Annotated in this window: 21 protein-coding genes and 1 tRNA gene; 4 read left to right on the forward strand and 18 right to left on the reverse strand. The window is 53.9% G+C overall.

Annotation, left to right across the window (positions count from 1 at the left end; genetic code table 11):
• Nucleotides 1-26: 26 nt before the first annotated feature.
• The 8 genes from pgi to RUDLU_RS27945 all read right to left on the reverse strand — a co-directional run bounded on the left by pgi (nt 27) and on the right by RUDLU_RS27945 (nt 6728).
• Nucleotides 27-1682 (reverse strand): glucose-6-phosphate isomerase, encoded by a 1656-nt coding sequence (gene pgi, locus RUDLU_RS0121750; RefSeq protein ID WP_019990548.1) that lies wholly within the window; start codon nt 1680-1682, stop codon nt 27-29.
• A gap of 18 nt (nt 1683-1700) precedes the next feature.
• Complete coding sequence (locus tag RUDLU_RS0121755) at nt 1701-2117, reverse strand: putative toxin-antitoxin system toxin component, PIN family (protein ID WP_019990549.1); 417 nt, start codon at nt 2115-2117, stop codon at nt 1701-1703.
• Complete coding sequence (locus RUDLU_RS0121760; protein ID WP_019990550.1) at nt 2114-2377, reverse strand: hypothetical protein; 264 nt, start codon at nt 2375-2377, stop codon at nt 2114-2116. The genes RUDLU_RS0121755 and RUDLU_RS0121760 overlap by 4 nt, the downstream gene beginning before the upstream one ends.
• A gap of 85 nt (nt 2378-2462) precedes the next feature.
• Nucleotides 2463-3239 carry a glycoside hydrolase family 25 protein gene (locus tag RUDLU_RS27940; RefSeq protein WP_019990551.1) on the reverse strand — a complete coding sequence of 259 codons (777 nt, stop codon included), beginning with the start codon at nt 3237-3239 and terminating at the stop codon, nt 2463-2465.
• 112 nt (nt 3240-3351) lie between these two features.
• Nucleotides 3352-3591 carry a hypothetical protein gene (locus tag RUDLU_RS0121770; protein ID WP_019990552.1) on the reverse strand — a complete coding sequence of 80 codons (240 nt, stop codon included), beginning with the start codon at nt 3589-3591 and terminating at the stop codon, nt 3352-3354.
• Nucleotides 3592-3785: 194 nt separating this feature from the next.
• Complete coding sequence (locus tag RUDLU_RS0121775) at nt 3786-4421, reverse strand: peroxiredoxin (protein ID WP_019990553.1); 636 nt, start codon at nt 4419-4421, stop codon at nt 3786-3788.
• Nucleotides 4422-4597: 176 nt separating this feature from the next.
• Nucleotides 4598-5272, reverse strand: coding sequence for a response regulator transcription factor (locus tag RUDLU_RS0121785; protein WP_245581701.1), 675 nt, complete (start codon nt 5270-5272; stop codon nt 4598-4600).
• The gene (locus RUDLU_RS27945) at nt 5244-6728 is read right to left on the reverse strand and encodes an ATP-binding protein (RefSeq protein ID WP_019990556.1); all 1485 of its coding nucleotides are present in this window, start codon (nt 6726-6728) and stop codon (nt 5244-5246) included. Before RUDLU_RS27945 ends, RUDLU_RS0121785 begins: the two co-directional genes overlap by 29 nt.
• Nucleotides 6729-6866: 138 nt before the next feature.
• On the opposite strand from RUDLU_RS27945, the gene RUDLU_RS0121795 reads away from it, so the two are divergent.
• From RUDLU_RS0121795 to RUDLU_RS0121805, 3 genes are all read left to right on the forward strand, one after another.
• A complete protein-coding gene (locus RUDLU_RS0121795) occupies nt 6867-7316 on the forward strand; it encodes a hypothetical protein (protein ID WP_019990557.1) in 450 nt (149 codons plus the stop codon).
• A gap of 89 nt (nt 7317-7405) precedes the next feature.
• A tRNA-Ala gene (locus RUDLU_RS0121800) sits at nt 7406-7482 on the forward strand.
• A gap of 76 nt (nt 7483-7558) precedes the next feature.
• Complete coding sequence (locus tag RUDLU_RS0121805; protein WP_019990558.1) at nt 7559-7813, forward strand: GIY-YIG nuclease family protein; 255 nt, start codon at nt 7559-7561, stop codon at nt 7811-7813.
• Between the two features lie 176 nt (nt 7814-7989).
• On the opposite strand, the gene RUDLU_RS0121810 is transcribed toward RUDLU_RS0121805, so the two are convergent.
• The 4 genes from RUDLU_RS0121810 to RUDLU_RS0121825 all read right to left on the reverse strand — a co-directional run bounded on the left by RUDLU_RS0121810 (nt 7990) and on the right by RUDLU_RS0121825 (nt 15027).
• Nucleotides 7990-8571: a C40 family peptidase gene (locus RUDLU_RS0121810; RefSeq protein ID WP_027303291.1), complete on the reverse strand. Its 582-nt coding sequence runs from the start codon at nt 8569-8571 to the stop codon at nt 7990-7992.
• A gap of 83 nt (nt 8572-8654) precedes the next feature.
• On the reverse strand, nt 8655-10781 hold the full coding sequence (locus RUDLU_RS0121815; RefSeq protein ID WP_019990560.1) for a Tex family protein: 2127 nt from the start codon (nt 10779-10781) through the stop codon (nt 8655-8657).
• A gap of 131 nt (nt 10782-10912) precedes the next feature.
• Nucleotides 10913-13552 (reverse strand): DUF7133 domain-containing protein, encoded by a 2640-nt coding sequence (locus RUDLU_RS0121820; RefSeq protein ID WP_019990561.1) that lies wholly within the window; start codon nt 13550-13552, stop codon nt 10913-10915.
• A gap of 272 nt (nt 13553-13824) precedes the next feature.
• On the reverse strand, nt 13825-15027 hold the full coding sequence (locus RUDLU_RS0121825) for an aspartate aminotransferase family protein (RefSeq protein WP_019990562.1): 1203 nt from the start codon (nt 15025-15027) through the stop codon (nt 13825-13827).
• A gap of 138 nt (nt 15028-15165) precedes the next feature.
• Between RUDLU_RS0121825 and RUDLU_RS0121830 the strand changes: the two genes are divergently transcribed.
• Nucleotides 15166-16296: a hypothetical protein gene (locus RUDLU_RS0121830; RefSeq protein ID WP_019990563.1), complete on the forward strand. Its 1131-nt coding sequence runs from the start codon at nt 15166-15168 to the stop codon at nt 16294-16296.
• A gap of 20 nt (nt 16297-16316) precedes the next feature.
• Here the strand turns inward: RUDLU_RS0121830 and RUDLU_RS0121835 are convergent, their stop codons facing one another.
• The 6 genes from RUDLU_RS0121835 to RUDLU_RS0121860 all read right to left on the reverse strand — a co-directional run bounded on the left by RUDLU_RS0121835 (nt 16317) and on the right by RUDLU_RS0121860 (nt 22103).
• Entirely contained in the window at nt 16317-17510 is a 1194-nt protein-coding gene (locus tag RUDLU_RS0121835) for a hypothetical protein (protein ID WP_019990564.1), read from the reverse strand.
• A 19-nt stretch (nt 17511-17529) separates the two neighbouring features.
• Complete coding sequence (locus tag RUDLU_RS0121840; RefSeq protein ID WP_019990565.1) at nt 17530-18363, reverse strand: type 1 glutamine amidotransferase; 834 nt, start codon at nt 18361-18363, stop codon at nt 17530-17532.
• A 14-nt stretch (nt 18364-18377) separates the two neighbouring features.
• The gene (locus tag RUDLU_RS0121845) at nt 18378-19478 is read right to left on the reverse strand and encodes a carboxylate-amine ligase (RefSeq protein ID WP_019990566.1); all 1101 of its coding nucleotides are present in this window, start codon (nt 19476-19478) and stop codon (nt 18378-18380) included.
• 170 nt (nt 19479-19648) lie between these two features.
• The gene (locus RUDLU_RS0121850; protein ID WP_019990567.1) at nt 19649-20722 is read right to left on the reverse strand and encodes an ATP-grasp domain-containing protein; all 1074 of its coding nucleotides are present in this window, start codon (nt 20720-20722) and stop codon (nt 19649-19651) included.
• Nucleotides 20723-20878: 156 nt separating this feature from the next.
• Nucleotides 20879-21361 carry a DinB family protein gene (locus tag RUDLU_RS0121855; protein WP_019990568.1) on the reverse strand — a complete coding sequence of 161 codons (483 nt, stop codon included), beginning with the start codon at nt 21359-21361 and terminating at the stop codon, nt 20879-20881.
• A gap of 91 nt (nt 21362-21452) precedes the next feature.
• Nucleotides 21453-22103 carry an esterase family protein gene (locus RUDLU_RS0121860; RefSeq protein WP_019990569.1) on the reverse strand — a complete coding sequence of 217 codons (651 nt, stop codon included), beginning with the start codon at nt 22101-22103 and terminating at the stop codon, nt 21453-21455.
• Nucleotides 22104-22157 lie beyond the last annotated feature (54 nt).

The following is a 22157-nucleotide window of genomic DNA, read 5'->3' on the forward strand; positions in this document are numbered from 1 at the left end:
TTAACAGACGAGAGAAAAGCAATGTTTTAGTTTTTTCTCATGTGCTTGTAAAAATTAATTAAACCGTTGGTTGAATTATCGTGTGACCCAACCGGTTCGTCGTCGGCCAATTCGGGTACAATACGGTTGGCCAACTGCTTGCCCAACTCTACCCCCCACTGATCAAAACTAAAGATATTCCAGATCACGCCCTGCACAAAGATTTTGTGTTCGTACATCGCAATCAGGCTGCCGAGTGCCCGGGGCGTAACTTGTTTGAGCATAATCGAATTGGTGGGCCGGTTTCCCGAAAACACCTTAAATGGCGTCAGAAAAGCCACCTCTTCTTCGCTTTTTCCGGCCTTACGCAGCTCTTCGGCCGCTTCTTCGGCCGATTTGCCATTCATCAGGGCTTCGGTTTGAGCGAAGAAATTGGACAAAAGCAATTGATGGTGATTTCCGATGGGCCGTTGGCTGATAGCCGGCGCAATAAAGTCGCACGGAATCAGTTTGGTACCCTGATGAATAAGCTGATAAAAAGCGTGCTGCCCGTTGGTGCCCGGCTCACCCCAGATAATCGGCCCGGTTTGGTAGTCGGTGGGGTTACCGGTACGGTCGGTCGATTTGCCGTTGCTCTCCATATCGCCCTGCTGGAAGTAAGCCGCAAACCGGTGTAAATATTGATCGTACGGCAGGATGGCCTGCGTCTGCGCACCAAAGAAATTATTGTACCAAATACCCAGCAACGCCAGGGTTACGGGGATGTTTTTGGCAAAGGGTGTATCGCGGAAATGCACATCCATATCGTGCGCACCGGCCAGTAGCTCTTCAAAATTATCGAACCCAATGTACAGGGCAATCGACAACCCAATGGCCGACCACAGCGAGTACCGGCCACCGACCCAGTCCCAGAAGCCAAACATATTTTCGGGATCAATGCCAAACGCTTCGACCGCCTTCCGGTTGGTCGAGAGGGCGGCAAAATGTCGGGCAATGTCGGTTTCGGTACCCCCATTTTGCAGGAACCAGTCACGGGCAGTACCGGCGTTGGTCATGGTTTCCTGGGTGGTGAAGGTCTTGGAGGCAATCAGAAACAGGGTTGTTTCGGGGTTTACCTGCTGAAGGGTCTCGTACACATGCACTCCGTCGACGTTCGATACAAAATGTACCCGCAGGCTGTCCGACGCGTACGGCTTAAGGGCTTCGGTGACCATCACCGGGCCCAGGTCGGAGCCGCCGATACCAATGTTTACTACATCGGTGATGGCCTTACCCGTATAGCCTTTCCACTCGCCCGACCGAATCCGCTCGGTAAACCCTTTCATGCGGCTCAGCACCTCGTTTACCTCCGGCATTACATCCTGACCATCTACCAGGATCGGCGTGTTCGAGCGGTTCCGCAGGGCAATGTGCAGCACAGCCCGGTCTTCGGTCGCGTTGATCCGGTCGCCCGAGAACAGTTTGTCGATAGCGTCTTTCAGGTCGGCCTGTTCGGCCAGTTGAACGAGTAGCGCGTGCGTTTCCTGGGTGATCCGGTTTTTCGAGAAATCGACCAGCATATCGGCAAACCGGAGCGAGAATGTATCGAAGCGGGCCGGGTCGGCGGCAAACAGATCGCGCAGGTGCAGGGGTTCAACGGCCTCGAAGTGGGTTTGGAGTTGGGCGTAAGCGGGCAGCGCCGTAAAAGAGTGAGTTTTCAGCATCGGATTGTCTCAGGTTGTTTATATTGCTTGAGCGCGTAAAACGCTTATAAATTCATCGGTACCGATGACGTTGAGGGTTGGAAACCCCTTGGTTTTCAGTACATCAAAATGCTTGTCTTCGGTAACAAGAAAGTGAGCGTTGGCAATGAGTCCACAGTCAACAAATTTGTTGTCATCGGGGTCGGCCTCAATTAGTTGCCAGAAAAAATGTTTGGTGACAAATTGCGTATTGGGACTTTGCGTAATGATGTCCACGATCAGATTGGCGATGGATGGAGAACTGAGTCGAGCTATTAGTTCAACGTATTCATCCAAAATGTCGGTGGTTACGCACAGGGTGTACTGCTGTGCTCTGAATGATTGCCAAATCGGGAACAGGCGAGACTTAGGGGAATAGCAGGCAAGTAGCACATTGGTATCCAGAACAACCTTCATGGATTAGCCTGCTTTCCTGATAAATAATTCTGTTGTGAACGGTACGAAGTGCGGGCATGACCATGCAGACGATCCTCAATAGTTTGGGCATTCAGGTTGTTCGATTCCCATTCCTGATTGGCCAGCTTCTCCAGTTGGTCGAACTTAAATTGCAAAAGCAGTTGCTTTAATTCGGTAAGAGCCTCGTTGGAGAGAGGGTGCGCAAACAGATCAAGAAGTTCGATCTGTGCGTTGCTGAGGGGATGTTGAAACTCGCTCATGAGTTAGTCGCGGGCAAATGCGTGGTTCGGTTCAACAACTGGAATTTCTCGTAAAACTACAAAAAACTTGGCTAAGTGCCCGCGCTCACAATCTGAGCTCGGCCAGCCGGATGGAGTCCATCACAAAGGTGTTGATATCGACAGGCCCCCGAATTCCTTTCACCCAGCCACTTTGGCTGTGTTGCCAGATGTAAAGCTTGTCGGGGTTGTAATCGTTGAGGTGGGTATTGGAGTAATCGGCGATCCAGAGCGGATACTTGTCAAAATTACCCTTGATGTAGCGTTTATAGAGGCTCCCGTTGGTGTAGATAACGGGGCGAATGCCGTAATGCTCCTCGATCTCGTCGAGCCAGATTTGCATATCGGCAATCAGTTTTTGTTCGCCCACCCCATTAACCACTTCAAAATCGAGGGCAGGGGCAAGGTCGCCGGGTTTCAGCGTAACCTGTTTGATGAAGTTCTGCGCCTGCTTGTGCGGGTCGCGGGTGGGGTGGTAAAAATGGTAGGCACCCCGGGGGAGTCCTACCTTGCCGGCTCCCTTCCAGTTCTGGGCAAACTGCTTGTCGGCGAGGGTTGCGCCTTCGGAGGCTTTGATGTACACAAACCGCATCCGAACGCCTTCTGACTCCATGCGGGCGGCTCGTTTCCAGTCGATTCGGCCATTGTGTTTCGATACGTCGAAACCATGCATGGTGTAGTGCATGGGCAGGCGAATGCCGTAACCTTTTACAAATCGCCAATCCTTATCGTCCTCTGTTTTGCGGCACGACCGGATGAGGATAACACCAAGTACCAGCGCCAGTACCGCTCCCCAAAACTCATATCGCTTAACCAGAAACCGAAGTAAGACCCCTAAAGACATGCACAAAAATAGAGTTTACAGTTTACGGTTTACAGTTTTCAGTGGCCTGACGGGTCAAAAAACGCTTCAGGCTATTGGAAACCATAAACCGTAAACTGAAAACCGTAAATGGCTATTCAGATCCTTCGAGCTTCACCAGTTTATTGTAAAGACCCAGAATGAGGAAGGGGGCGGCCCACTGGCCTACAAAAAGTGCTTTATGATTTTCGCCCTGAAGTTTGAGTGCGAGCGATACGCCCATGGAGCCTAAAGCAGCCCATAAAAATAAGTCGGAGGGTAACTTGGCGGTTTGCTCCTCAATGGTTTTCGCCACTGGGCCTTCGTCGTGCTGCGGATTCAAGTTCTTTGACATAACGTTGTGTTGTTTGGTTGACAGAAACCTAACCCGGTGTCTGCATTCTTTGTTTGGAAGTAACTTTACCGTAGCCGGGTAATGGCCGCGGTTTACCCCCGTTGCCCGCCAGAAACACCAAAAGCGTGTGGCCAACAGACGGAAACAGGACCGTTTAGTGGGCAACACGCTTTTAGAAGGTAAAATAAGGCCGCTTACTTATTCGGCTGTGGTGTTTTGCGCAGGTAGGGCTTCACAAACGTGACGCCTTTCGGAAATTTCTCCTCCAGCTGATCGTTCGGTACGGCGGGCGTTACAATCACGTCTTCGCCATCCTGCCAGTCGGCGGGGGTAGCTACCTGATAGTCAGCTGTTAATTGCAGCGAGTCAATCACGCGGAGCAACTCGTTGAAGTTGCGGCCCGTCGAAGCGGGATAGGTCAGCGTGAGTTTGATTTTTTTATCGGGGCCAATCACAAACACCGAGCGTACGGTCGCTTTCTCGCTTGCGTTGGGGTGAATCATATCGTAAAGCTCGGCCACCTTGCGGTCGGGGTCGGCAATGATCGGGAAATTTACTTCCGTACCGGTCACGTCCTTAATGTCGGGGGTCCAGCGGTTGTGCGAATCCAGATCGTCGACACTTACGGCAATAACTTTAACGTTACGCTTGGCAAAGTCGTCTTTGAGGAGAGCCGTTTTGCCCAGTTCGGTGGTACAAACGGGTGTGAAATCGGCAGGGTGCGAAAACAGCATTCCCCACGAGGTACCCAGCCACTCATGAAAACGAATAGGGCCCTGGGTGGTGTCGGCTTCAAAGTCCGGCGCAATGTCTCCTAAGCGAAGTGACATAATGTATCAGGTTTAAAAGGTTGTGTACTCTATCAACTTTATGTACTACTATAAACGTACAAAACCGGCTTTTTCGGCCGGTTTTGTACAGGTAACGCAAGTAAATCCATTCAAGTTTCAGCGAGAGGTCTATTGTCAGCCGATGTAGCTCAATTCATCGGCGACAGGGCAAAGCGTCAGATCAGTTTTTCTTCCACGGCGGTCTTCACCAGCTCGGCCGCGTTGCGTACCTGCAACCGGCGCATCATGTTGGCGCGGTGATTGTCGACCGTCCGGACGCTCAGTTGGAGTTTCTCGGCAATCTCGCGACTGCTCATTCCTTCGACCAGGAATTGCAGGATTTCCTTTTCCTTTTTGGAAAGTTTTGACCGGCGGGTTTTCAGGGCAGTTTTGTCGCTTTTCTTCAGCTGCTGCATGTACCCGTTCAGGATGATCGTTGCTACGGGCGAGCTGTAATACTTCTCACCGGAGGCCACCGTTCGGATGGCTTTTACCATTTCGTCCGACGAGGTGTCTTTCAGAATGTACCCGGCGGCCCCGGCCTCAACCGACCGAAGAATGTAGTCTTCGTTGTTGTGCATCGAGAGCATGAGTACGCGCACCTGCTTGTGCTGCCGGGCAATAGACTGCGCCGTTTGAATCCCCGACATGCCGGGCAACGAAATGTCCATCAGGACCACGTCAGGCCGGTTTTCGTCCGACGATTGGCCGGTTTTCAGTTTTTCCAGAGCTTCTTCACCATCAGTGGCTTCATCGATGATCTGAAAGTCGTCGACCTGTTCGAGCAACAGGCGGATGCCGTCCCGCACGATGGCGTGGTCATCAACGAGCATTAGTCGTATCTTGTTCATACGCTGAGAAATGTACTTGATAAGGGATGCTGACAAATAATTTGGTGCCTTTACCGGGGGTTGATCGAATGACGAACCTACCGTTTAGTAGTTTTGTTCGTTCCTGCATGTTGTGAATGCCCTGCGAGGGGCCGTGTGGTTCCTGTAAGCGTTGAACATAAAATCCGCTGCCGTTGTCGGCAACAACCAAATGTAAGTAGTTTTCTCGTTCAATAAGCTCAATTGTGATTTGTGTTGGTTTTCCGTGACGAATTGCGTTGGTCACGGCCTCCTGCGTTATGCGGTATAACGAAATCTCAACGTGCCGGTCGAGCCGCCCCGAGGGCAGGTTGGTCTCAAATCGAATGTCGGGTGCGGGGTTGTTAGTTTTGGCCTGATTATCGAGAGCGGTTTCGGCCAGCATCTTCAGGGCCGGAATAATACCGAAGTCGCTCAATACACTGGGCATCAGGTCATTCGAGATAGATCGGGTTTCGCTGATGGTCTGCGCAATGAGGTCTTTTAAGGCTCTGATGCGCTTGGTGGCCACCGGGTCGTCGGCCGAGGTAACCCGGTTCAGGTGGGTTTCGAGGCCTTCTACCTGTAGCTTGATGGCGGTCATCATTTGCCCCAGTCCGTCGTGCAGTTCTCGCGACAGGCGTTTCCGTTCTTCTTCCTGACCCGCAATCAGAAGCGACGACCGTAGTTTCTGATCGTTGATTTCCTGCTGATGTTGTTGTTTGGTGGCCTGAAACAGGCGTTGCCGGGCTTCGTGTAGCGATCGGTTGAGCCGCACGAGTTTACGGTTGGTTTCGGCGGTGGTATTTTCGGCTGCAATGAGCTGATCAATGGTTTGGTTCAACTGCCGGATAGCGGGCCTGAATAGCTTAAGCCCGATGTACAGCACAACCGCCAGGGTCAGAATGTAAAAGGCAAACTCAATCCATTCCTGAACCACGATCTTCTCCCGAATCTCGGCATTGTATTGGCGCACAATGGCATCTACCTGACCCAAAAACGGGTTTTGGTTCTGAAGGAGTTGCTGCATCGCCAAGTCCGCTATGGGCGACTGCACGGCTTCGGGCGTCTGAAACGACAGAATCGTACGGGTAGAGCGGGCCAGTTGGGTGTAGATTGGCCTCAGACCGTCGAACATAGCCCGCACTTTGGGGCTGTTCTCAATCGTAATGTCCCATTCGTTGATCCGGCCCGAGCTGCTTTGTGAATAGCTGGACTCGAGTCCGTCAAAGATTTGTTTGAGTTCGCGGTGGTGCGCCCGAAAATCGTTTAGTTGGCTGGCGTCGCGAAGCTGAAGTGCCTTACTGATAAGCTGTTGGCTTTGGTGCCGTTGCAGCGACGCATATCGAATAAATTGAATGTTTTTTTGCAGGTTGTTCAGCCGATATTGCGTCAGGATCTGTCCGGCAGTGAGCAAAATCGTGAGGGCTACGAGTGCAGTCGTATAAAGACTGTGCAATCGGAACGGAGAAGCGTACGTTTTATGTTTAACTTCGTGTGGTTCTTCCAAGTTACAACTATTGAGCCTGCAAAAAAGTACCCTAAAAGTACAGAATTTGTAATTTTACAACATACTTCAAACCGATAATATTAGCTAATGAAGCGGCTATTGCTTTTTCCGGCCTTTCTGAGTTTGTTCTTACTGGCATTTACGTCAGCTGTGGAGCCCGTCAAACTGACGTGGGAGGCCCTGCGCGATGTCACGTTCAAGAAAAAGTGGTACGCCGAGGAGTCTGTGTACATGCTTTATCCGACGTTTGGTCCTAGCGTACAGAAGTTAAATGGGAAACCGGTAGAACTGACGGGCTACGTATTACCGGTCGATCTGGAGTCGAATTTGTACGTACTTTCGGCGTTTCCGTATAGTGCCTGCTTTTTCTGTGGTGGTGCCGGCCCGGAGTCGGTCGTATCGCTGAAATTCAAGAAAGCCGGGCGTAAGTTTAAGACCGACGAGCGCCGTACGTTTCGCGGAACGCTCAAACTGAACGCCGACAATATTTACGAGTTGAATTACATACTCGCTGATGCTGAGATGGTTGACCAATAGGTTAAAAAAAACTCGGCAAAGCTCTTGACAAGCGACCGGTTTTTGTGCAGTTTTGCACCCGATACGGCAAACAAAAAGCCGGTTGCTCTGGGGGATTAGCTCAGTTGGCTAGAGCGCTACAATGGCATTGTAGAGGCCATCGGTTCGAATCCGATATTCTCCACCATACAATAGAAAGCTACCAACGGTAGCTTTTTTTGTTGCTATTTATTTCATAGATTTGAATAGCATCTGAGAAAATTATGCATACCGTTTATATCATTTACAGCCCTTCTACCGAGCAGTACTACATTGGTCAGACTAAGGATCTGCGGATTACGCTCTGGCAACATAATGCAAAGGCGATTCCCGCAACGGCCGAAGGTAAGCCCTGGGAGGTGAAGTACCAACGATCGTTCGATACCCGCAAGGAGTCGTCGTCGCTGGAAATGAAACTTAAACACCGGACACCGGAGCAGTGGGAAGAGTTTTTTACCCCTGAAGTCGTTGAGAAATAAACAGCAAGGCCGCCCGAGGGCGGCCTTTTTCATTCTCTCGAACTCCTGCCAGTGGGGTCCCTGGCAGTGGTTGAGCGCTTTAATAGCAAAGCCATCTAAAATTTGCTGGTAACTCCTACGTCCGTTCTGATTCGCCACCACTGCCAGGGGATCAACCCCACTGGAAGGGTAGCGAATCAGAACGGACGTAGCGCCTTTACAAACCGGCCTTTAAAATACGACGAATACAGATTGTCTTCGCGGACACCCCGCGACGAGGAGGCATGAATAAATCGAATGTCGGTTTCGTAATTTCGAACCTCCGTCACAATAGCCGCATGTGACACATACCCGGCTTTGCCCTGATCGGGGACAAAAAAGAGCAGGTCGCCAGGCCGAATGGCGTTGACATCGACCTCGTAACCCACTTCCGATTGCTGCCACGAGATGCGTGGCATGCGGAGCCCTACTTCCTGAAAAACATTGTAAATCAGCCCCGAACAGTCGATGCCCGACATGGTATTGCCGCCCAGCCGGTAGGGCACACCCGTGTATTTGCGCGCCACCCGCACTACTGTGGGCACGTAGGTGCGCTGGTAGGTTTTGGTATCCACTACTTTACCGGTCGGAGCCGCCGGTTTACGGGCTGTAGTCGATGGCCGTGAGGTAGGGGCAGGGCCCGACGACGGACCGAATAAGCTACAGGACGACAGGCTAAGTAACAAGGTGAGGCCAGTAAGACCCGACGGGACAAGGGCCCGGATGGTGGTTGGCAGCATACGGGATACGAATAGTCAGTGGCATTGAACCGGACAAAGCCGAAAAGAAAAGTGACTCCACCCGGTTCAATGCATCAAAAGAATCAAAATTTCATGGTCAACGCAATACGTTTGCGGGCCAAATCCACTTCTGTAACGCGGACTTTTACTTTCTGGTACACTTTAACCACCTCGCGCGGATCTTTTACGAACTGATTCGATAGTTGTGAGATATGGACGAGGCCGTCCTGCTTCACCCCAATATCAACAAATGCTCCGAACGCCGTTACGTTGGTCACCACACCGTCGAGCACCATGCCTTCGTGCAGATCCTCCATGCTCTTGATGCGCTCGTCGAAACTAAACACCGACAATTGCTCGCGGGGGTCGCGGCCGGGCTTGTCGAGCTCAGCCACAATATCGCGGAGGGTAGGTAGGCCGGTTGTGGGGGTTACGTACCGTTCGGGCCGAATTTGCTTGCGGAGTTCGGGCTTGCGAATCAGGTCGGCTACGGTTGTGTTGAGGTCGGCGGCCATGCGCTCCACAACGGCGTAACTTTCGGGGTGTACGGCGCTGTTGTCGAGGGGATGTTTGCCCCCTTCAATTCGTAAAAAACCCGCACACTGTTCGTACGCTTTAGGACCCAGCCGGGGTACTTTTTTGAGTTGATCGCGGCTTTTGAACGGACCATTCTGCGCCCGGAACTGCACAATATTCTGGGCCAGTTGCGGACCCAGCCCCGACACATACCGCAGCAAATGCGCACTGGCGGTGTTGAGCGATACGCCCACCGAGTTTACGCAGCTCATAACTACATCGTCGAGGCTGTTTTTGAGGGCCGACTGATCGACGTCGTGCTGATACTGGCCCACGCCAATAGATTTCGGGTCGATTTTAACCAATTCGGCCAGAGGATCCATCAACCGGCGACCAATGCTGACGGCCCCGCGCACGGTCACATCTTTGTCGGGAAACTCCTCGCGGGCCACGTCCGACGCCGAGTACACCGATGCGCCCTGCTCGCTAACGACAAAGATGGCAATGCCCGCATCCAGCCCAAGCCCGCGCACAAAGGCTTCGGTTTCGCGGCCCCCGGTGCCGTTACCAATCGCAATGGCTTCGATCTGATGCTGTTTCACCAGACGCCGGACGGTTTCGGCCGCTTGTTGCTTCTGATTATCGGACAGAAACAGGTGCAGCAAGGTGTCGGCTGTGAGATTACCCTGCGCGTCGATCACCACCGTTTTACAACCCGTCCGGTAACCGGGGTCGATGGCCAGTACGCGTTTTTGGCCCAGCGGAGGGCTCAGGAGCAACTGCCGAAGGTTGTCGGCAAAAATCTTGATAGCCTCGCCGTCGGCTTTCTCCTTCGACTTGTTCCCAAATTCGGTTTCGATAGAGGGCTTGATCAGGCGTTTGTAGCTGTCGCGGATAGCCAGCGCCACCTGATCTTTGCTGGCAGCAAGCCCCCGCAGAAACTGCCGCTCCAACCGCTCAATGGCGGCCTCTTCGTCGGGGCTGATGCTGACACTCAAAAACCCCTCGGCTTCGCCCCGTCGGATGGCCAACAGCCGGTGCGAGGGTACCCGGCGCAGGGGTTCAGCAAAGTCGTAGTAGTCTTTGTATTTGACGCCCTCGGCTTCTTTGTTCTTTTTGACCACTGACCGCACAATGGCTTCGCGCTCGAACAGGTTACGGACTCGCTGACGAGCGTCGGCATCTTCGTTGATGCGTTCGGCAATAATGTCGCGGGCACCCTGTAGAGCGTCGGCAATGGTTGGTACCTGATCGGTCAGGAAGCGGCCCGCAGCCCGCTCGGGGTTGGCTTCGGTTTGGGCAAAAATGACGTTGGCCAGCGGTTCGAGACCACGCTCAATGGCGATGGTAGCCCGGGTTTTGCGTTTCTGCTTGTAGGGCAGATACAAATCTTCCAACTCCGTCATGGAGTCGGCGGCTTCAATTTTCTTTCGGAGTTCGGGGGTGAGTTTACCTTGTTCGCTGATGGATTTAAGAATGGCTTCCCGCCGTTTGTCGAGTTCCTGCAACCGTCCGTAGGTGTCGCGGATGGCCGTGATCTGTACTTCATCCAGGCCGTTGGTGGCTTCTTTCCGGTAACGGGCAATAAACGGCACGGTGGCTCCGCCGTCGAGGAGTTCAATGGTATTGGCAACCTGCCGGGTGTTCAGGTTCAGTAGGCCGGCAATGCGCCCTTCGTAATTTGTTGGGGTCATGCCGCAAAAATAGTCAGAAAGGGCAGGAATAGATTGTGGACATTAGACACTGGACGTTAGATTATCCACAGTAACAAAGTCTAACGTCCAGTGTACAGCGCCTAATATTCAGTATCTAACGCCCCGAAAACCTACTTCTTCTGCTCCGATAGAAACGTGATAAGCGAAGCAAACTCTTCGTATGAAAGGGCGTTGGCCAAACCAGAGGGCATCATTGAAGAGTCCTGCTCTTTGCGGGACAGAATATCGCTCGACCGGATCGTGTACACATTACCGGCAATGTCGCGCAGAACCACCCGCTCGGCCGACTCTTCGGATACAAAGCCTATGTAGCTCTTATTGCCTTTCGCTTTGATCTCAACCGTGGCGAAACCCTGCGAGATGGACGCATTGGGCTTCAGGATGGATTCGGCAATCTGGTCGCGGGTCATAATCGAGCCAATTTGCCCCATAAACGGCCCTTTCATTTTTTCGCTCTTGCTCAGGCTGTGGCAGGCCACACACCCCTGCTGCATAAACAGCTCCCGACCTTTGCGCGAGTCGCCTTTGATGCTGGCCATCGCGAGCATCACATCCTCGATAGACGTGTTGCCAATCTGCCCCTTCTGATTCTTGATTTTCTCCAGGTCGATTTTGGTTTCGATTTTTGTTTCTTCAACGGCAACGGGTTCGGCTCCTTTGAAGTCGGCAATGTCGAGCCGGTAGCGCTCGTTCATGTCCGTAAAGGCCAGTTTGCCCGGCGCATCGGCTTTGGCCCATTCGGCTTTCAGAAACGACTCAATGGCGAATGAGCCTTCCCACGTGATGCCTTTGTAGTACGGGCCGTGCGTGTCGGGGCGGGTGCTCCACCACCACGAAGCATCGTAGGGAGCCTCTTTTTTATACAGGCGAGCGGCCGTGTTCAGAATCTGGTTTTTCAGTTGTGGATCGGTGGCGCGGCCATAAGCGGCAATCAGGCCGTTGGCGGCTTCGGGCGTGTGCATGTACCGCAACGCCCACAGGGCCAATGTCGAGTTAGGCGACCCGATAGCTCCCAAACAGGCGTCGACGGCGTTGAGCTTCACCAGCGACCGCACGGCCAGGTGAGCCGGCACCAGCGATGCGTTGGGTGTAGCGTGGGGGCCTTCGGTACCTTTGGCGGGCACCACAAACGAACTCGGTACTGCTACCTGGAGCAGGGTCGAAGCAGCTTCTTTCCGGTCCAGACGGCCCAGGCCAATCAGAGCGGCTACCTGAACCCGTTCCGACGACGATTTGGCGGCTTGCAAAAACGGCTCCAGAGGTACGCTGCTCACAAACGGTTTGCGGTCGGCGAGGGCGCGGAGGGCAAACTCCTGCATGGGGGCATCGCTCGTCAGTTTAACCATATTCGCAATGCCTTCTTTGCCGCTCAGTTGGGCGTAGGTAAACAGACCCGCTACCCGACTGGCGAGGGGTAGTTGGGTGTCCGACGCAATTTTCCAGGCCGCTTTCGTCGCTTGTTTGGCTGGGCGGGTCAACAACTCCTGCGAGGCATTGAACCGGGCTACCGCACTTTTCGATTCTAACAGTTCGGCCAACTGCTTGACAGATGCTTTTTTCAAGTCTGGGAACGCCTTGTACGTCCAGTTCTGCGGAACCACCCGCACCACGTAGCCCTTATTGGGGTTGCCGGTATAGCCTGCCCCGTTCCAGGCTGCCAGGTACATCCGCCCGGAACCGTCGACATCCACGTCGGTAATCTGGGGCAGCTTGATAAACTCTTCTTCCTTCTGGGTGAAACTGGCTTTATCGGGTGTGACACGGTGGATATAAAGCTGATTTCGGCCCCAGTCGGCCATCATGGGCACCTGATTGTATTTGGCTGGCCAGGTAGGTTCGTCCAGAAACAACGAGCCGGTTCCTGAACCGCCCCCTACATCGACCAGAGCGGGGATAATCTCATCCGTAAAATGCTTGAACAGGACCGGGTAGCCGTACTCGGCCGACTGAATCTGGTGGCTGAACCGGATGTTCCAGCCGCCCCCATCGTTGGTGTTGTCGCGGGTGAAAATGTTCATGTACGGATCGATGGCGACGTCGTAGATGTTCCGCATACCGTGCGAATACACTTCCATTTCGGTACCATCGGGCCGGACACGCACAATACCCCCGCCGAGCATGGTGAGCTTCTTGCCCGACCGGTCGACGGCATCGTGGAAACCAAAATCGCCCACAGCGATATAAATCCAGCCGTCGATACCCATCCGAATCCCGTTGGTGGCATGGTCAACACCCCGTTGCTGGATAAATTTCACGTTACTGATATGCTCCACCAGGGGCTTCGAAGGGCCATCGGCGACGCCATCGCCGTTTTTGTCTTCAAACACGACCAGATCCATCCCGGTTGCCTTACCGTCGGGCGAAAACGTGGCATGGAGCACAAACACCCGATCGCCGAGGGCAATGATTCCGCGCGGATTGTTGACTTTCGCGAACGTTGTGTGCGCGTCCATCGTCCCGTCGTTATCCTTGTCTATCAGCTTGATAATACTGCCCATGTCGGGCTTTTTGCCCAGCGACCCCTGCATGTCTACACCCACAAACACCTCGCCGGTTGGTGCCACCGCCAGACAGGCCGGGCTGGGGGTCAGGTCGGGGCCGGTGAAGTTGGTTAATTGTAGGTCGGGCGGGAAATCGTCTTTACGGACGGATGGTCGGGGCGTTTCTTTGGTTGGGCGAAGGTCGGTGTTGAGTTGAAAACCGAAGGCCAGAAGAAAGGCAGTCAGGAAGCCAAAGGAAATTTTTAACATGGTTTAGCGGTAACCGTCGGGGTTTCTAACTAAACCAGATTTCGGGCAAAACCTAATCCCTACGGACTGATGTTTCTGGGGGTACAATACCTTAAACCCTTTCTGCGCGATTGCCTTGTCGTAGAAGAAAAAGGCTGGCGCATAGGCCTTCGACAGGCTCAGGCTGACTGGCGACTCCCAAGTTTGGTGTCAGCCTGAGCCTGTCGAAGTCCCCAGCGTCAGCAATAGTATTTACTTATTTCAGGGCTATTCCCGTTTTCCAATACGTTTCGTTACACCCCCACCGCATCCCGAATAACGGCACAGGCTTCGTGAATCTCGGCCTCGGTAATGATGAGGGGCGGGGCAATGCGCATTGAGTTGTCGCAAAACAAAAACCAGTCGGTAATGACGCCCCGCTCGATGGCCCGGTCGATGACGGGTTTGAGCACCGCAAACGAATCGAACTCAGCCGCCAGCATCAGCCCTTTACCCCGCACGGCCCGAATCGCCGGGATGTCGGCGAGCAACTGCCGGAAAAGCTGCCCTTTGGCTTCGGCCTGCGCATACAGTTGTTCATTCCGGATCACGTTCAGCGTAGCCAACGAGGCCGCACACGAAACCGGGTGCCCGCCAAACGTAGTGATGTGCCCCAGAATCGGGTTGTTTTTGAACACCCCCATGACCTCGGGCGAGCTAATGAATGCCCCAATAGGCATGCCGCCCCCCATGCCTTTGGCGCATACCAGTACATCGGGCACAACGGGGCCGAAGCCCTCAAACGCCCAAAACGTGCCTGTGCGTCCGAAGCCGGTCTGTATTTCGTCGAAAATCAACAGCGTGCCGGTGTCGGTACAACGCTGACGGACGGCCTGTAGGTAGGCCGGGTCGGGCACCCGAATACCCGATTCGGCCGAAACAACCTCGATCACGACGGCGGCCGTGCGTTGGCTGATGTGCTCTACGTCGGGCAGGTGGCCATAGCGGATATGGCGTACATCGGGTAGGAGCGGACGGTAATTACGTTTGAAATTCTCGTCGCCTGAGAGCGACAGAGCCCCCTGCGTAGCGCCGTGGTAAGCATTGAAACAGCTAATGATTTCGGTACGACCCGTAAACCGTTTGGCTAATTTCATGGCCCCTTCAACGGCCTCGGTGCCTGAGTTGGTGAAATACACATTGCTCAGTTTGCCGTGTGGGCCCGTGTACGAGCTAAGTGTGTCGGCAATGGCATGGGCGAGCTGTGTTTGGGGCGTCTGTACGTATTCGCCGTAGACCATCAGATGCAGGTATTTATCCAGCTGATTCTGAATGGCCTCCAGCACATTCGGATGCCGGTGCCCTACGTTGCTTACACCAATGCCCGAAATCAGATCCATGTACCGTTGGCCAGTAGCCGTGTAGAGAAACACCCCCTCGGCGCGCTCAATTTCGAGGGCAAGCGGGAAATCAGAGGTTTGGGCAACGTGCTGGAAAAATAACTGGCGATGGGTCATGTTGTTAATGAATAATGCGTACCGAATACTGTGTAATGGGGAATGCTGCCTGCCATTATACAGTATTCGGTACATCTGTTACAACCCTTTCGGGTCGAAAAGACTCTTGTCTGTAACGAAACCTCAACACCTTCTTTCATGAAAACAGTTCTGCTTGCCCTGTTGCTATCCATACCTCTTTCTTTGATTGCCCAAAAAACCTCGGTTCCGCTCGATTCCAGCCGCACCACCTTTTCGATATTTCTGCGAGATGGGGGGCAGTACGTCGGGCGAATTGTGAGTCGAGACAGTCTCAAAGTCGTGGTTCGGCGGCAGGGTGGTGGCCTGTCGTATCTGGCTCCGGCCGATATTACGCGGATTGAACCGTACCAGTCTGCCGTACGCAACAGGGGCCGTACTACCTACGTCGTAACCCTGACCGATGGCACTGTGTACACGGGTGAAATTCGGGAGCGAACGGAAAGCCGGGTCGTCATTCGTCGGCGAGGTGGTGAGTCAATTCTGTCGCCCAAAGAGATTGCCCGCATTGAACCCTTGTCCGAAACAGCTCCGGCCGATGTGGTTATCCCGACTGCCGGAGGGCCAAACACAAACCCCTCGGCGCGTGGTGAGAACCCATACCCGTGGCTACTCAACAGCCAAACGGCTATTCCGCTCAAGGCCGGGCAGGTCACCTACCGCAACATTTGGGTGTTGTACAATGAAGTGTCGGTAGGCTTATTCAATTTTCTCACGCTTCGGGCGAGTGTGACGCCCTCCTTCAGTGGTACAACGTTCTACAACAGCACCTTGTACACCCGACCGGCCGCCGGGCTTAAACTGAGTATTCCGCTGGGGTCGGTGCATATCGGCGGAACCCTGGATTATCAATTCTTCGAAGGGTGGCGTTACACACAGTTTAGCAGTCGACGGATGTACCGGCGGCAGCGAACGCTGGGAGGTCTGGTGTCATTCGGAAACACAAGCCGCAACCTGACCCTCGGCTATACGGCAGTCAAAGCCGATATTGGCGGGGCCGACCGGCGCTCGCTGGATATTGGTTTTGTGGCCCCGCTCGGGCGTCGGGCATCCCTGATCTGCGACAATCGGGTGCTACTCACGCGGGAGAGCTACTGGGACGGTCATTTTAGTCAGGTTTCAGCGGTTTTTCGGCTCAACCGGGCCCGGCATGCGTTTGATATTGGCGCACTGATTCCGATTCGCGACGAAGACCGGCTGCGCGTGTTTCCGTTGCCCTACCTCGGGTACAACCTGCGGTTATCGCGGTAGGGACGTAACATCTTGCGGCTCTACACGAAGAAACAGACCGTGCCGCCGACCCAGTCCTTATTTTTGTTGAAATTGACACCGATCATCTCGCCCCGGCTCAGACGGGCCAAATTGGTCGCCAGAATCGGTTTTTCGGCGGTGTCGGGCCACACGAGCAGCATCCGGATCTCGCATTTCACCAGGCCATCGGGCGATTGAATCACGGGTTCGTACTGCACCTTCCGTTGCAACAGGAAGTTACCGCGCTGATCGGTGGGAATGGCATCAATGTCGGCGGGTGTTACGTGAATTTTGACACCGGCTCCGGCAAACGAAAACAACGGCTTGAGCACGTAATTTTCCAGATCGGCGGGGGGCGTTTCCAGATCGCTCAGGAAATAGCTTTGGGGTACAAACTCACTCTGAAGCAGAGGCAGGGTGTACTTGCTAATCCGGAAAAACCAGTTTGGGTGCCCTACCCACGTCACGTCTACATCGTCGGTGAGGTGAAACTCGGTCTGCAGGTCGGGGTAGTTATGCAGATCGTCGAAAATCAGCCGGTTATAAATGCGCTTGATGTCGATTCGGCGCCCGTCTTTTTCGTAGTACAATTGCCGACCATCTTTCCGGATTTTCGTCAGGCAAACCGGTGCTACACCCAAATACTGCCGGGTGAGTTCAAAATCAATGCGGGTTTTCTGCTGTTCGGGGTAAATCTCGAGCAGAATCACCTCTTCGGGGTCGCAATCGGCCACAATGGTCTGGCGCAGCAGGTCGAGGTAAGCCGCCCGGTCGAGGCCGTTGAACAACGGTGATACCTCGTCGGGGATGGGGTAAAATTGCCGAAACTTATCGGGTAGGTACGCCTGAAATCCGAAGAGCGACGGGAAACCCTGCAATTCAATCAGTTGGGGCTCCAGCGAGCCGTCGGCGGCCCGGCAAACGGCAAAGTCGACGGCCAGAAAGGTGGTATGCCCGTTTTCGTTGGGTACCCGCTGATCGGCCGGAATAGCCCCCTCAGTACGGGTTTTAAAGTCGGGTGCGGTAATCACCTCGACAATATCGGCGCAGGCCTGCTTCAGTTTATCGCCGAGGTCTTTCGGGACAAAAACAGGGGTTTCGGCCACCCGAAAATCGAGCAGGCCGGGCATATCGTTCTGAATCGACTCCAAAAAAGCCCCGTATTGCGCGGGGCTAAAGGCCTGATTGAATACCTGGCGAATCGGTTGGTGCATAGGAAATGAGCGGATAAGGCTAATACTCGAATGTCGACTGGCGCTGGGTCTGGATGGCATGACGCAGGAAACCCGGCAGTATTACCGATTCGGTTAGCTCAATTTTGTCTGGATCTTGTAAGTAAGCCACCATTTCGTCGTACTTGGCCTGTCCATGTACCGACACAATCTGGTCGCGTTTTTCGTCGGTCATGAAGTAGCGGAGCATCCCCTCGCCGTCGGCTTCGGGGTGAAACTGCGTACCAAAAATTTCGGGTCCGAAACGCACTGCCATCACGGCCCGGGGCAAATCGACGTGGGGTCGGATTTTTTCCAGACACAGAATCTGTGCACCGATTTCGTCGAATCGCTCCAGATTAGGCTCGGTGAGCTGGTAATCGCGCGAGTCGACAGCAAAAAATGGTTCGGGTAGGCCGCTGAAAAATGGTTCGGCGTAGCCGTCGTCGGTGCGGTGCATCGGAAAAATACCGAACGAGGTCGACCGGCGCTTGCTGATGGTACCGAGGCCCAGGTGCCGGGCAACCAACTGAAACGAGTGGCAGATCAGAAACAAAGGCTTTTTGGGCTCCTGTGTCCGGTTCCACGTAAACAACTCGTCGATCAGGGCAAAGTACGGCTCCTCCCAGGCTTCGTTGAGCGGGAGCGGGCTGCCCGGCCCCCCGGTCGAAATGTACGCGTCGTAGTGGAGACCGGGCAGATGCACCTGATCGGGCGTTTTACCCGCCCGAACATTGAACACATCGAAGTGAAGCGGCACCCGCATTTGGCCTTCCACCAGGCGGATAATCTGCTGAATACAACGCATGCCCTCGTTGGCATGGTTGTCATACATATCAAGGATAGCGATTTTCATCTCACTTTTCCTAACTACCTCACGCCGAAGGAAGTTTCCGCAACGATGTAATCCACAACCTGTTTGAGGTCGCCGGTTTGGTTGAAAACCGCCAGTTGTCGGTCGGCGCCGGTACCCATTTCGAGCATCTTAAGCACGTATTCGCACTCCTGCCGGCTACCCAGTTCATCCATCACATCGTCGATAAAATCGAGCAATTCATGGATCAGGCTGTGCGTCGGTACTTCTTCCTGCTTGCCAAAGTCGATGAGTTTGCCTTCAATGCCGTACCGGGCGGCCCGCCATTTGTTTTCGCTGATTAAAATGCGCCGGTAAGGTCTGAAATTGAGGTTTTGCCGGTGCAGTTTAGATATTTTAGCGACCAGTGCCTGCATGATAGCAGCCAGACAAACCGTTTCGTCGACGCGCATAGGCACGTCACAAATTCGGAACTCGATGGTGTCGAAAAACGGGTGCAACCGGATGTCCCACCAGATTTTCTTGCCGTTGTCGATACAGCCCGTTTTCACCAGCAGAGCAATGTACTCGTCGTACTCGGCCGCCGACGAGAAAAAATCGGGGATACCCGTGCGCGGAAACTTGTCGAATACCTTGGAGCGGTACGACTTAAAACCGGTGTTGCGCCCGCGCCAGAACGGCGAATTGGTCGACAGGGCGTAGATATGGGGCAAAAAGTAGCGCACGGCGTTCATGATCTGAATGCCTTCGTTACGGCTGCTGATGCCCACGTGTACGTGCAGGCCGAAAATCAGGTTCGACCGGGCCACGTCGCGCATTTCTTCAATCAGCTGATCGTAGCGCTCGTTGGGGGTGATGAGTTGCGCCTGCCAGTCGGAGAAGGGGTGCGTACCGGCGGCTGCCACGTTCAGGTTCTGCTTGTCGGCCAGTTCGATAATCTCGCGCCGGAGGTAGGTCACTTCCTGCCGGGCTTCGTGAATGTTGTGGCAAATATTGGTGCCTACCTCCACCACAGCCTGGTGCATTTCGGCCTTTACGCGCTCCTGAAGCACGATTTTGCCTCCTTCGACCAGCTTCGACATGTGCGACCGAAGCTCGCGGGTTACGGGGTCAATGGTCTGGAATTCTTCCTCAATACCAAGCGTAAATACGTGCATTCAATGGGTTGGTTTAAAGGTCAGTTGATGGTAAGGTTCTGGGGACTTAGCTGAATGGAATGTATAATGAACAGTGTAAAATGTATAACGAAAAAGTTGATTATCAGCTGATAAGTCAATTATTCATTATGCATTTTACATTGTTCATTCACATAAACCACAAAACCTCTTTACTTTTTCGCCTTCTTAGGGGCGGCTTTATCGGCCTTTGGGGCCTCGGCTTTTTTCGCCTTGGGTTTGGCTTCTTGGGTGGGTTTGCTGCTCTCGGCCGGAGTCTGAACGCCCACCGGGCCTGCACCAGCCGTTACTGAGCCCCGTACAAACGTACCCCAGGTGAGGTTGTCTTTGCCTGCCTGCACCCGCTTAGCCCGCTCGATAGCCATATTGGCGGCAGCTTCTACCACCCACTCGAAGTTTTCCTGACCCACCGAGTTTACGTCGGCATCGGGAGCAGGGTTGCAGAAGTCGATGGCGATAGGCACCCCATTACGCACGGCAAACTCCACCGTGTTGAAGTCGTACCCGAGGGCGTGGTTGAGCTTCAGCACGTAGTCTTTCATGGTTTCGAGGAGCTTCTTGCCCGCATCGCCCGTGGTTTTCATCTCGGCGGCATAGCGCAGGTGATGGGGGTTGCGCGGCTCGTAGGGCATAATCCGGACGTCTTTGCCGCCAATGCAGTAGCACCGGAAGTAGTCTTCAAAGTCGATGGCTTCCTGATAGAGCATCACGAGTTGCCCGGTCTCGTCGTAAGCCCGGAACATCTGCTCAGGGTTGTCTACCTTGTACACGCTTTTCCAGCCTCCGCCCGCGTGGGGTTTCATGAACGCCGGGAAACCGATATGCTCGAAAATGGCGTCCCAGTTCATGTGGCCGAGGTTACGGAACGAGTTGTGGTTCGTATCGTCGGGGCGCTCTTTGGAGGGCAGCAGAATGGTTTTGGGTACCGGAACACCCAGCTGAACGGCCAGGGCATTGTTGAAAAACTTCTCGTCGGCGGCCCACCAGAACGGGTTGTTGATAACGGCCGTGCCGGTAAGGGCGGCATTTTTCAGGAACGCCTTGTAGAACGGAACATCCTGCGAAATGCGGTCGATAATAACGGCGTAGTCGGTCGGGACGCTTTGCTCCACGCGGTCGATAAAGACAAACTCGGCCTTGAAATCGCTTTGTTTTTCGTTGACGCGCTCGACAAAGGCTTGCGGGAACGTGTTTTCCTGACCGAACAGTATGCCTATTTTTTTCATAGTTTGTAGCAGACGGGTGTGTCTGATTGTTTTTAGGTTGTTTGTGTGTAACCTCAGTTATACTCATGCCCGAAGGCGGGGCAAAAATGCCGTTTTTGTCCCGTTACCACAACCCCCAGAATAACTTGGCGGTATGTTGCGGGTAGCAGGAGGCAATTAAAGCAGCTTTTGCAGGTGATGTTCCATGTGTCCCACGTAGTCTTCAATAAGCCACGACAGCGTGCGTGGAGGGCCATCGCTACCTTTTACCTGCACCTTGCGCTGCCGGGCGGCTTCGGGTAAATCGCTGACAACGTGGACAATTTGCCGGTTCAGGGCCTGCCAAAGCGTAAGCAAATGATCGAGCGGGAGGTTTTGGTAATGGTTGGTAACGACCAGCTCGTTTTGCCGGTACGAGGCAAACGTGTACGGCTCCGGCCCAAACTGAGCCTCATTAAATCGTTTCAGGTTGTTCAGGGCCGAGTCGATCAGGTGGCCCAGCAGTTGTTTCCGCGACCATTTGCCGGGTTTCATGTCCAGCAGCGTTTCTTCGGGCAGAGCCGAGAGTTGCGCCGGAACATCCTGAATATACCCAGTAAGCCGCGAGAGAGCCCCTTCGAGCGTTGAGTCGGCAGTGGTATAATGCTGATTTGGCCACATAGCAGGGTACGTTTAAGGTGTATGGTTTAGTTGTAAGGCGTTTGGGAGGCTGACCGAGGGGCGGGCCAAAACAGTCGTGCTCACCCCTCGGTCAGATCATGTTCAGATAGCGCGGAAACATGCTGCGCCAAACGGGCCAGTCGTGCTCACCCCAGGGCACTACGTCGAGCCAGTGGGGAATGTTCTTACGACCCAGAATACCGGCCATTTCGAAATTTGAGCCCTTGCAGAAATCATGTTCCGACGTACCCAGCACGATGTTCATCTTGTAAAACTCGTCGTTGTGGGCGTTCGGAATAAAGTCGGGCGGGTTGTTGAAGTAGACGTTGTCGTCGTAGTATCCATCCATAAACGACCGAATGTCAAATTTGGCCCCCATCGAAAAGAGGTGGCCTACCTGATCGGGGTGCCGGAACGCGAAGTTGAGGGCCTGAAACCCGCCGAAGCTGCACCCGGCTACCCCAATTTTGCCCGTGTTGGTTTCGCGCTGAATGTACGGCACCAGCTCTTCGCTCAGGAACCGGTCGTACAGCACGTGGTTCCAGATGCGGGCACCGGGGTGGAGGTGTTTGGCATACCAGCTGTCGCGGTCAACGCTGTCGATGCAGTATAGTTTGACCCGGCCCGAGTTGATGTGCGCGCTCACCGCGTCGATCAGTTTAAAATCGCTCGCTTCGTAAAAACGGCCCATCGTGGTCGGAAACACCAGAATAGGGTACCCCCAGTTGCCGTAAACGAGCATTTCGAGGGTTCGGTTGAGATGGTGCGAGTAGTAAGTGCGGTATTCCTGATGCAA

This window comes from Rudanella lutea DSM 19387 (assembly GCF_000383955.1).
GTDB lineage: Bacteria > Bacteroidota > Bacteroidia > Cytophagales > Spirosomataceae > Rudanella > Rudanella lutea.

Excerpts from the sequence above, each read along its gene's own strand:
- pgi (WP_019990548.1), bottom strand. The coding sequence starts at position 1,682 with ATGCTGAAAACTCACTCTTTTACGGCGCTGCCCGCTTACGCCCAACTC.
- RUDLU_RS0121755 (WP_019990549.1), bottom strand. The coding sequence starts at position 2,117 with ATGAAGGTTGTTCTGGATACCAATGTGCTACTTGCCTGCTATTCCCCT.
- RUDLU_RS0121760 (WP_019990550.1), bottom strand. The coding sequence starts at position 2,377 with ATGAGCGAGTTTCAACATCCCCTCAGCAACGCACAGATCGAACTTCTT.
- RUDLU_RS27940 (WP_019990551.1), bottom strand. The coding sequence starts at position 3,239 with ATGTCTTTAGGGGTCTTACTTCGGTTTCTGGTTAAGCGATATGAGTTT.
- RUDLU_RS0121770 (WP_019990552.1), bottom strand. The coding sequence starts at position 3,591 with ATGTCAAAGAACTTGAATCCGCAGCACGACGAAGGCCCAGTGGCGAAA.
- RUDLU_RS0121775 (WP_019990553.1), bottom strand. The coding sequence starts at position 4,421 with ATGTCACTTCGCTTAGGAGACATTGCGCCGGACTTTGAAGCCGACACC.
- RUDLU_RS0121785 (WP_245581701.1), bottom strand. The coding sequence starts at position 5,272 with ATGAACAAGATACGACTAATGCTCGTTGATGACCACGCCATCGTGCGG.
- RUDLU_RS0121795 (WP_019990557.1), top strand. The coding sequence starts at position 6,867 with ATGAAGCGGCTATTGCTTTTTCCGGCCTTTCTGAGTTTGTTCTTACTG.
- RUDLU_RS0121805 (WP_019990558.1), top strand. The coding sequence starts at position 7,559 with ATGCATACCGTTTATATCATTTACAGCCCTTCTACCGAGCAGTACTAC.
- RUDLU_RS0121810 (WP_027303291.1), bottom strand. The coding sequence starts at position 8,571 with ATGCTGCCAACCACCATCCGGGCCCTTGTCCCGTCGGGTCTTACTGGC.
- RUDLU_RS0121815 (WP_019990560.1), bottom strand. The coding sequence starts at position 10,781 with ATGACCCCAACAAATTACGAAGGGCGCATTGCCGGCCTACTGAACCTG.
- RUDLU_RS0121820 (WP_019990561.1), bottom strand. The coding sequence starts at position 13,552 with ATGTTAAAAATTTCCTTTGGCTTCCTGACTGCCTTTCTTCTGGCCTTC.
- RUDLU_RS0121825 (WP_019990562.1), bottom strand. The coding sequence starts at position 15,027 with ATGACCCATCGCCAGTTATTTTTCCAGCACGTTGCCCAAACCTCTGAT.
- RUDLU_RS0121830 (WP_019990563.1), top strand. The coding sequence starts at position 15,166 with ATGAAAACAGTTCTGCTTGCCCTGTTGCTATCCATACCTCTTTCTTTG.
- RUDLU_RS0121835 (WP_019990564.1), bottom strand. The coding sequence starts at position 17,510 with ATGCACCAACCGATTCGCCAGGTATTCAATCAGGCCTTTAGCCCCGCG.
- RUDLU_RS0121840 (WP_019990565.1), bottom strand. The coding sequence starts at position 18,363 with ATGAAAATCGCTATCCTTGATATGTATGACAACCATGCCAACGAGGGC.
- RUDLU_RS0121845 (WP_019990566.1), bottom strand. The coding sequence starts at position 19,478 with ATGCACGTATTTACGCTTGGTATTGAGGAAGAATTCCAGACCATTGAC.
- RUDLU_RS0121850 (WP_019990567.1), bottom strand. The coding sequence starts at position 20,722 with ATGAAAAAAATAGGCATACTGTTCGGTCAGGAAAACACGTTCCCGCAA.
- RUDLU_RS0121855 (WP_019990568.1), bottom strand. The coding sequence starts at position 21,361 with ATGTGGCCAAATCAGCATTATACCACTGCCGACTCAACGCTCGAAGGG.
- RUDLU_RS0121860 (WP_019990569.1), bottom strand. The coding sequence starts at position 22,103 with ATGCTCGTTTACGGCAACTGGGGGTACCCTATTCTGGTGTTTCCGACC.